The 6,516-nt window shown below is 56.4% G+C and carries 4 protein-coding genes and 1 pseudogene; 3 read left to right on the top strand and 2 right to left on the bottom strand.

Annotation, left to right across the window (positions count from 1 at the left end; genetic code table 11):
• Window positions 1-194: pseudogene (locus tag M3I53_RS35055) on the top strand (IS481 family transposase); the annotation flags it as partial.
• A gap of 128 nt (window positions 195-322) precedes the next feature.
• Here the strand turns inward: M3I53_RS35055 and M3I53_RS35050 are convergent.
• On the bottom strand, window positions 323-1,210 hold the full coding sequence (locus M3I53_RS35050; protein WP_254320366.1) for a hypothetical protein: 888 nt from the start codon (window positions 1,208-1,210) through the stop codon (window positions 323-325).
• A 419-nt stretch (window positions 1,211-1,629) separates the two neighbouring features.
• The gene (locus tag M3I53_RS35045) at window positions 1,630-2,499 is read right to left on the bottom strand and encodes a sulfotransferase family 2 domain-containing protein (RefSeq protein WP_254320365.1); all 870 of its coding nucleotides are present in this window, start codon (window positions 2,497-2,499) and stop codon (window positions 1,630-1,632) included.
• A gap of 743 nt (window positions 2,500-3,242) precedes the next feature.
• Between M3I53_RS35045 and M3I53_RS35040 the strand changes: the two genes are divergently transcribed.
• Window positions 3,243-4,217: a glycosyltransferase family 2 protein gene (locus tag M3I53_RS35040; protein WP_254320364.1), complete on the top strand. Its 975-nt coding sequence runs from the start codon at window positions 3,243-3,245 to the stop codon at window positions 4,215-4,217.
• Between the two features lie 119 nt (window positions 4,218-4,336).
• Window positions 4,337-6,364, top strand: a complete 2,028-nt coding sequence (locus tag M3I53_RS35035) for a glycosyltransferase family 39 protein (protein ID WP_254320363.1) — start codon at window positions 4,337-4,339, stop codon at window positions 6,362-6,364.
• The last annotated feature ends 152 nt before the right edge of the window (window positions 6,365-6,516 follow it).

Genomic DNA, 6,516 nt, shown 5'->3' with positions numbered 1-6,516 from the left:
ACGAGTTCTACCGCATCGCTTTTCGCAAGAAGATCTACGAATCGATTGCCACCTTGCAGACGGACCTTGATGCGTGGCTCGACCAGTACAACAATGAACGGGAGCATCAGGGGCGTTGGTGTTACGGCAAGACACCGATGTGCACCTTTCTCGATTCGCTGGAATTGGCCAAGGAGAAACTCATTCCCCATTGATCGCTTCCTTTCTATCGGCCCGACTACCTGTCAGATCGAGTCCCGGCTAATACACCTGAGCCGTAATGGATCGCGCCCCGGGGAATAGTAGGACAAAGGCCCTACGGATCGCAGGCGGCGATGTCCTGCTAACTCGCGTCGCGCTGCACCCAGCGTCGCGCGCGCCCGAGGAGTCCCGCATGAGCGACGTGACTGTTCGTCTCCGGAGGGACCTGCTTGGGGGAGGCTTCATTCGCACGCTCTGCTTTTCGCTCGGCCTCTATTCGATCGATCTCTGCCTGGAGTGATCGAGCCCACTGCGTGCGCTGTATCACGGTTGCATGTTCCAAGTAACAACGTGCCGACTCCAAGCCCGTGCAGTACATCAAAGAGCCGCCACCTCCGTCTCTGAGGGTCGCAACGTTCTCCGGAATAGGGGACCAGATTCGAGCCTCAAGTTGCTCGATGGGCTCTTTGGTTGTGAATTCCGATTGGTATTCGACAAGGAAAGCCCAATGACGTCCTGGTAGGGGGATTACTGTGAAACCGTGCGGTTCAAATATCAGTCTGGCGCCCTCAAGCGAATAAGACATAATGTGGCCCCGGCCGTGAGGGTCCAGATACCCGGGATCTTCAGTTACCACATAGTCGGGTTGACCGGAATTGATCAAATAGACCGCCCCGGCTGCGGATGTCTGCGCCATCTGTTTCGCCAGGGCGTCGAGCATGGATGGCGTTAAATGCTCGATGACCTCGATACAGACACCCCCCTCGAACTTTTGACCGATATCCGCGAGAGGACATAGCTTGTAGTTCGGGTGCTTTGACCGGAATGCCAAGTCGGGCGGAAAGAGTTCCACGCCGTAGAACATGTTGGCCGCGTCGGGCAACGCAGCCGCAAGTGCATCTAGCAAATACCCTGGTCCCGAACCAATATCAACAAACCGGGTGATTGGAATCCGGCTATAGAAGAATGTCTCCGCGACGCGCTGCAACGACGACCCGTACGATCTCTCCCTTGCGGCGCGCAGTTCCATTTCCCAGTATGCGCCTCTATAGTTTGATACGTTGCCCTCCTCCACTGCACGCAAGTATTCCGGATCTGCAAAGAGTGAGCGACATCCGTGGCATGTGTAGAATTCGACGTCGTCTATCTTCCTGTAGTTGTCTACAGCGTGCGACCCACAAACTACGCATCGAATCATTTTCGCCTCCTGCCGCACATAGTGCAGCGTGTCATCGAATCGTATCGGTGCTTCCCTTTCTGCAGCTAATACAAATCTCGCTGCATTATCGCCAAAAAATGTGTCCGGACGCATTTACAAGGAACAGCGGGCAGATCCAATGGGAGCACGAAGGTGCCACGTCCAGTCTGCTATGTCTGCTCACCCTCTGGTGGGCTCCTGCCTAAGGGCGGCTGCGCGCAGTTGTTAGCGCCGATGTAAAACTGACCCACCTAAGCGCGCGCAGGCGATTTTGCATCTGTCCTAAAATTCCGTGTAAGGCGCTGCCAAAGGGTTTTTCGTACTGTGACACAATCATCTTGCACACTGCAGAGGCGGGCGCGGTTTGCCGCAAAAATTTGCTTCGCCTCACGATACAGCAAGAGATCAAGAGCATTGAGTTCGAGCAATTCTCGGTACAGCGAAACTCCGAGTTCGCTTTCGATATGCTCCAGGCGGCTTTCCAAAGTCGCCTTGCGTCCGGGGGTGACGTTCTCAATTGAGAAATCAAACTTGAGCTCGCCAATATGAGGTTGGACAAACTTCTGCAATGACTCCAGCGATTCTTCGAACGACTCGACCATGCCAAAGAACGGAAGACTCCTTAGGTGGACGAGAGCCTGCAGGTAGTCGGTGTGGGTGGCGCGAGCATACCGCATGTCATATTGGGCTCCCGCTAGGTGTGCAACCTGGAAGTTCCTGCAAACAGCCGTTGCTTCACGGGCGACGGTCCAGTCCGCAAAGGCGGCTAGGCTGCCATTTCGCGCAACCGCAACACTCGGACTGAGGCTATCTGCTGCCTGCCGGCGCTCGAACTCGTAGACGGACGCAAAGCGGTCAATTGGATGGCGCAGGAACAGGATCGGCAGGAAGGCGATCGATGGATGCTGCGGTAACGGAAGGCGAGCCTGATGGCTGGAGATGACGCGCAGATCCGGCTTTGAAAGCGCAAACTCCAATATTTCATTGGAGAGTACGGTGGACCAAGGGTAGGGGCCTTCCAAGTGGCCACGAGCGTCACCTGGGAAATTTCGGTCAAGAATGCCGTCTACCGTTGTGCCAGCGTTTTTGAAAAGATGGTAGTGAACGATTACAGTCCGCATTCATGGCTCGCAAATTACAATAAGGCGCTGATTCAGTTTGAAGCTGCTGATGAACGAGGATGCAAATATTGCAATCGTATTATGCTGCGTTCTTCGCCTTCGTAGGAGGCGGTCAGAGCGAGGTCTTTTGGATCGCCCGTCGGGCCACGTATCGACACAAGGGCTGACCGGCCTTCTACTGACGTATGCCGAAACTGGCCAGATGTTGCGTGTGGTCGAATAACTGCGAGCGCACTGATTCGGCGTGGCCCCGAGCAAACTCTGTTCCAACGTCGGGGCGATTAATTCCCGTTCGGGGCTCCGTACAGGCTTCCGAGTGGGCTTTAATCGGGTCCCAACGCTGGGCCGAAGCCGAAGAGTAGTATGCTAGGTTTGATTATAACGAAGTCGGCCGCTGAGGCGTAGAGCAGGTTCCCTCCAAGCGGATACCCGGAAGCAGCTGCAGCGGAATGCACTTGATGTCGTGCATTCGACGGTGTCCGGTAGTTGTCAAAGCGCTTACGGATGAGTAGGTATCGTCGATACTCTTCGCCGTATCCCGGTTGAGATCCTGCGCAAGGACTTATCGCAAAACTGTATCTTTTTGAGTCAAACGGCTGCTTTCTGCGCGACAGCCGATCATTTCAACCTCCAGGGCAGGTATTATGCAGGGTTTTGAACAACAACTCCCGGTATTTAGGGCGGGTTTGCGCTCGCGTGAACCAGCCATGCCCTAGCAATACCGAGGACGATCGGGGGAAGAAGTGGATCACGACGTAGCTGTCATCTTGCCGTGCTACAACGAGGCGAGCACCATCGCGCAGGTCGTCGCGGACTTTCGGCAGTATCTCCCGAACGCACGCGTTTACGTGTTCGACAATAACTCGACGGACGGTACGTCCGAGGTCGCCCGTGCGGCGGGTGCCGACGTGCGGCGCGTCGCGCTTCAGGGCAAGGGCAACGTGATTCGCCGCATGTTCGGCGATGTCGAAGCCGACGTTTACGTGATGGTTGACGGTGACAACACCTATGATGCTAGCGTTGCTCCTCAACTCATCGAGACCCTGGTCAACGACGGGCTCGACATGGTAGTGGGGTGCCGCGTGTCCGACGAAGCTTCGGCTTACCGCGCCGGGCACCGTCTCGGCAATGTCATGCTCACCGGATTCGCGGCATCAATTTTTGGCCGCACGTTTCGCGACATGTTGTCCGGATATCGGATCTTTTCGCGCCGTTACGTAAAGTCGTTTCCCGCCCATGCGCACGGGTTCGAAACCGAAACTGAGTTGGCCGTGCACGCGCTCGAGTTGCGTATGCCCGTGGCCGAGGTGGATACCTATTACGGTAGCCGGCCAGAAGGCTCCGTCAGCAAGCTCAACACCTACCGGGACGGCTTCAGGATTCTGATGACCATCCTTAAGCTTTTCAAGCTGGAGCGTCCGCTCGCCTTCTTTTCCATCTGCTTTGCCGCAAGCCTGCTGCTTTCGATTATCCTCGCAATCCCCATCTTCGACACTTATGTGAAGACAGGGTTGGTGCCGCGCATGCCGACCGCGCTATTGTGTGTTGCGCTCGGTTTGTTGGGCTTTCTGTTTCTCGTTTGCGGACTTGTGCTTGACACCGTTACGAAAGGCAGACTTGAAGCGAAACGTTTCGCATACCTGGCTGTACCAGGGCCGAGCTCTTTGGCGCGTCAAAACGATCGCGCGATTCGCAGCGAAACGAATCGCACCTTGTGAACCGGAACAGAAGTGTTCCGGGTTCGTAGCACGAACGAGCCACGAGCCTCTCTCGTTGCCAATGCCCAGTGCCGCGCGAGGGTATTCGCGTGGCACGACACCTCCCCATTGAATACCAGATGCAAGTATCGGGTCGAGCAAAAGTGTCAATCGTAGGGATCATGGCAAGTGTGCCGTTTGCTGCACTCGTTGCCTATATCCTCGTCGGTCTGGTGCGTTACGCAATGGTGGCGCCCCCCAGCTTCGACGGTGCGATGAATCTCAACACTGCCGCGTCGTTTGTTCGTGGGGACGGCTACGGCTTCTTTTACGATCAGTTTTTCTTGTTTCCGGCGCAAACAGATGGGCCATTCATATTGCCCGCAGCGCTTGCATTCTGGGTCGGCGGAATTACGCCATTCACAAGCCAGGTCGTCAACCTCGTCTACGTGGTGGCACTGATTTGCATGGTGGTGGCGCTGGCCCGCCGCGTGGGCGTGCCGCTGTGGCTTGCTCTATTTGGCGCTCTGGCATGCATCACGACCCCAGGTTTCATCGAATACGCGATGAACGGGTACGGAGAGATTCCGGTACTCGTCTGGTTCCTTGCCGGGATCTTCGTGTTGGCGCCCGCCAAAGTGCGTGGCGTTCCCGACCATCGCAGATTGTTCTTCGCTGGCCTGTTGTTCGGCATGGCCTACCTGACGAAGGTCGTCGCACTCGTTTGCGTTGCGCCCGCGATGTTGATACTCGCGTGTGTGATTTTTGCGCAGCCAGACAGATGGCGCCGCGTGTTCGCTCTTGGGATTGGGTTCAGCGTGCCCGTCGTCGCGTGGGAGCTATTCCGCTTTGTCCAAGTGGGATCTGCGCATGCCTATGTTGAGTGGTGGCGGTTCCAGCTCGGACAAATTCGCGCGCAATCGGGAGTCAGGCACGACAACGTTGTTCAAGGCTTTCTGGGCAAGGGCTTGCAACATTTGTCAATTCTTGCCGGCATGACGGGTGTTCCCGCGCCCCTGCTGGCCGTGTGCATCGTCGTGCCGCTTGCGCTCGGACTGAGCTTCGCTTTCGATCGAAGAAGACTTGCGCATGTCCGTCTGGTTCTCGGCGTGCTGGTCTTCGTCACCGGGCTATATTTTTTCTGGTGGCTCTTCATCAGTCCGGATGCGATGACCTGGTTACGCCGAATCGTCGATGGTTTGCTGCTGTTGCAGTGCCTAATTGTCGTGGTGTTGACGCAAGCATGGCGCCGCCCCGGTGGAGACACTGACCGTGACGTGCCGAATCGCAAGGAAGTGCGTGCCGTCATGCTGCTTGCGCTCGTTCCGGTGGTGGTTTGCCAACTGCTCTTGATACGAAGTGGACAAACTGTAACTCGTCCGCCAGAGCCTCCGAGCTATGCCCTGGATATGTTGACTGTGGCGAACAAGGTGCGCGCATTGCCGAGCGATGCGACTATCTTCGGCACCGGCTGGTGGCAGGCACCGATCATTTCGTTGTTTTCCCACCGGCATTTCATGAACTTTGAGCACTGGCCGTCGGAGAAAGTGAATGCGCTCCCGGACAAGTACTTCGTGACGGACATGTACACGGAGGGGATAAGTCAATCGTCGATCCACAATGTCCTGGACCAATCGCAGTATCGTACGATTGTGAAACTGAATGGAGGCGCTTTGTACAAGCTTGGCTCTATCCAGCCATATGCCCCATTCGCATCCCAAGAGAGCGATCCAGCAAGCCTGTCCAGTGGATTTGACTTTTCCCAAGGGGACTACTCGCATAGACGGGGCATATTCCAGCGAGAAAGTGACCGTGACGCGTGGGTGGGTATGGACGCGGCAGTGATGCTCAAACGCTCGAACGAGAACGCCATACGGTTGACCTTCGAGGTGCCGGATGAACTCCTTCGAGGCGTTGCGCCGAAGCAACCAAGCCTTCACGTGACTAGTCCCGGGTGCCTGGACCAGACGCTGTCGCTTGCCAAGCAAGGGGTACAGACGGTAGTGCTACCGCTGACCTGCGCAAATTGGCCGGTTGCCAGGGCCTTCCAGCTCGACCTGGCGCCAAGCGATCACGTTGCTTTCAAACCGCAAATCGATGCTGACAATCGCCTTAGATCGTTCAGACTTCGCGCTGTCGAGTTAATAGAGACCCAGGCCAAGCCCTGACCGAAAGGCCCACGCCGGGCGCCCCCTCAATACCTACCACCGCGTTTCGTGGGGTAACAAAAGGAAAGCCAGGTTGCCGATTTCCCCCAGTTTGCGCAAAATTGAGGGTCCGTCGTGGGCCAAACTAGACAAGTGTCGCCAAGACGACACCC

Origin of the sequence: Paraburkholderia sp. CNPSo 3272, assembly GCF_024206495.1 — a bacterium.
Lineage (GTDB): Bacteria > Pseudomonadota > Gammaproteobacteria > Burkholderiales > Burkholderiaceae > Paraburkholderia.
Note: the sequence above shows the minus strand (reverse complement) of the source record. Positions and strands in the feature narration are given on the sequence as shown.

What these genes read in the sequence shown, in the direction of transcription:
- M3I53_RS35050 (WP_254320366.1), bottom strand. Translation starts at nt 1,210, where the DNA reads ATGGAACTGCGCGCCGCAAGGGAGAGATCGTACGGGTCGTCGTTGCAG.
- M3I53_RS35035 (WP_254320363.1), top strand. Translation starts at nt 4,337, where the DNA reads ATGCAAGTATCGGGTCGAGCAAAAGTGTCAATCGTAGGGATCATGGCA.
- M3I53_RS35045 (WP_254320365.1), bottom strand. Translation starts at nt 2,499, where the DNA reads ATGCGGACTGTAATCGTTCACTACCATCTTTTCAAAAACGCTGGCACA.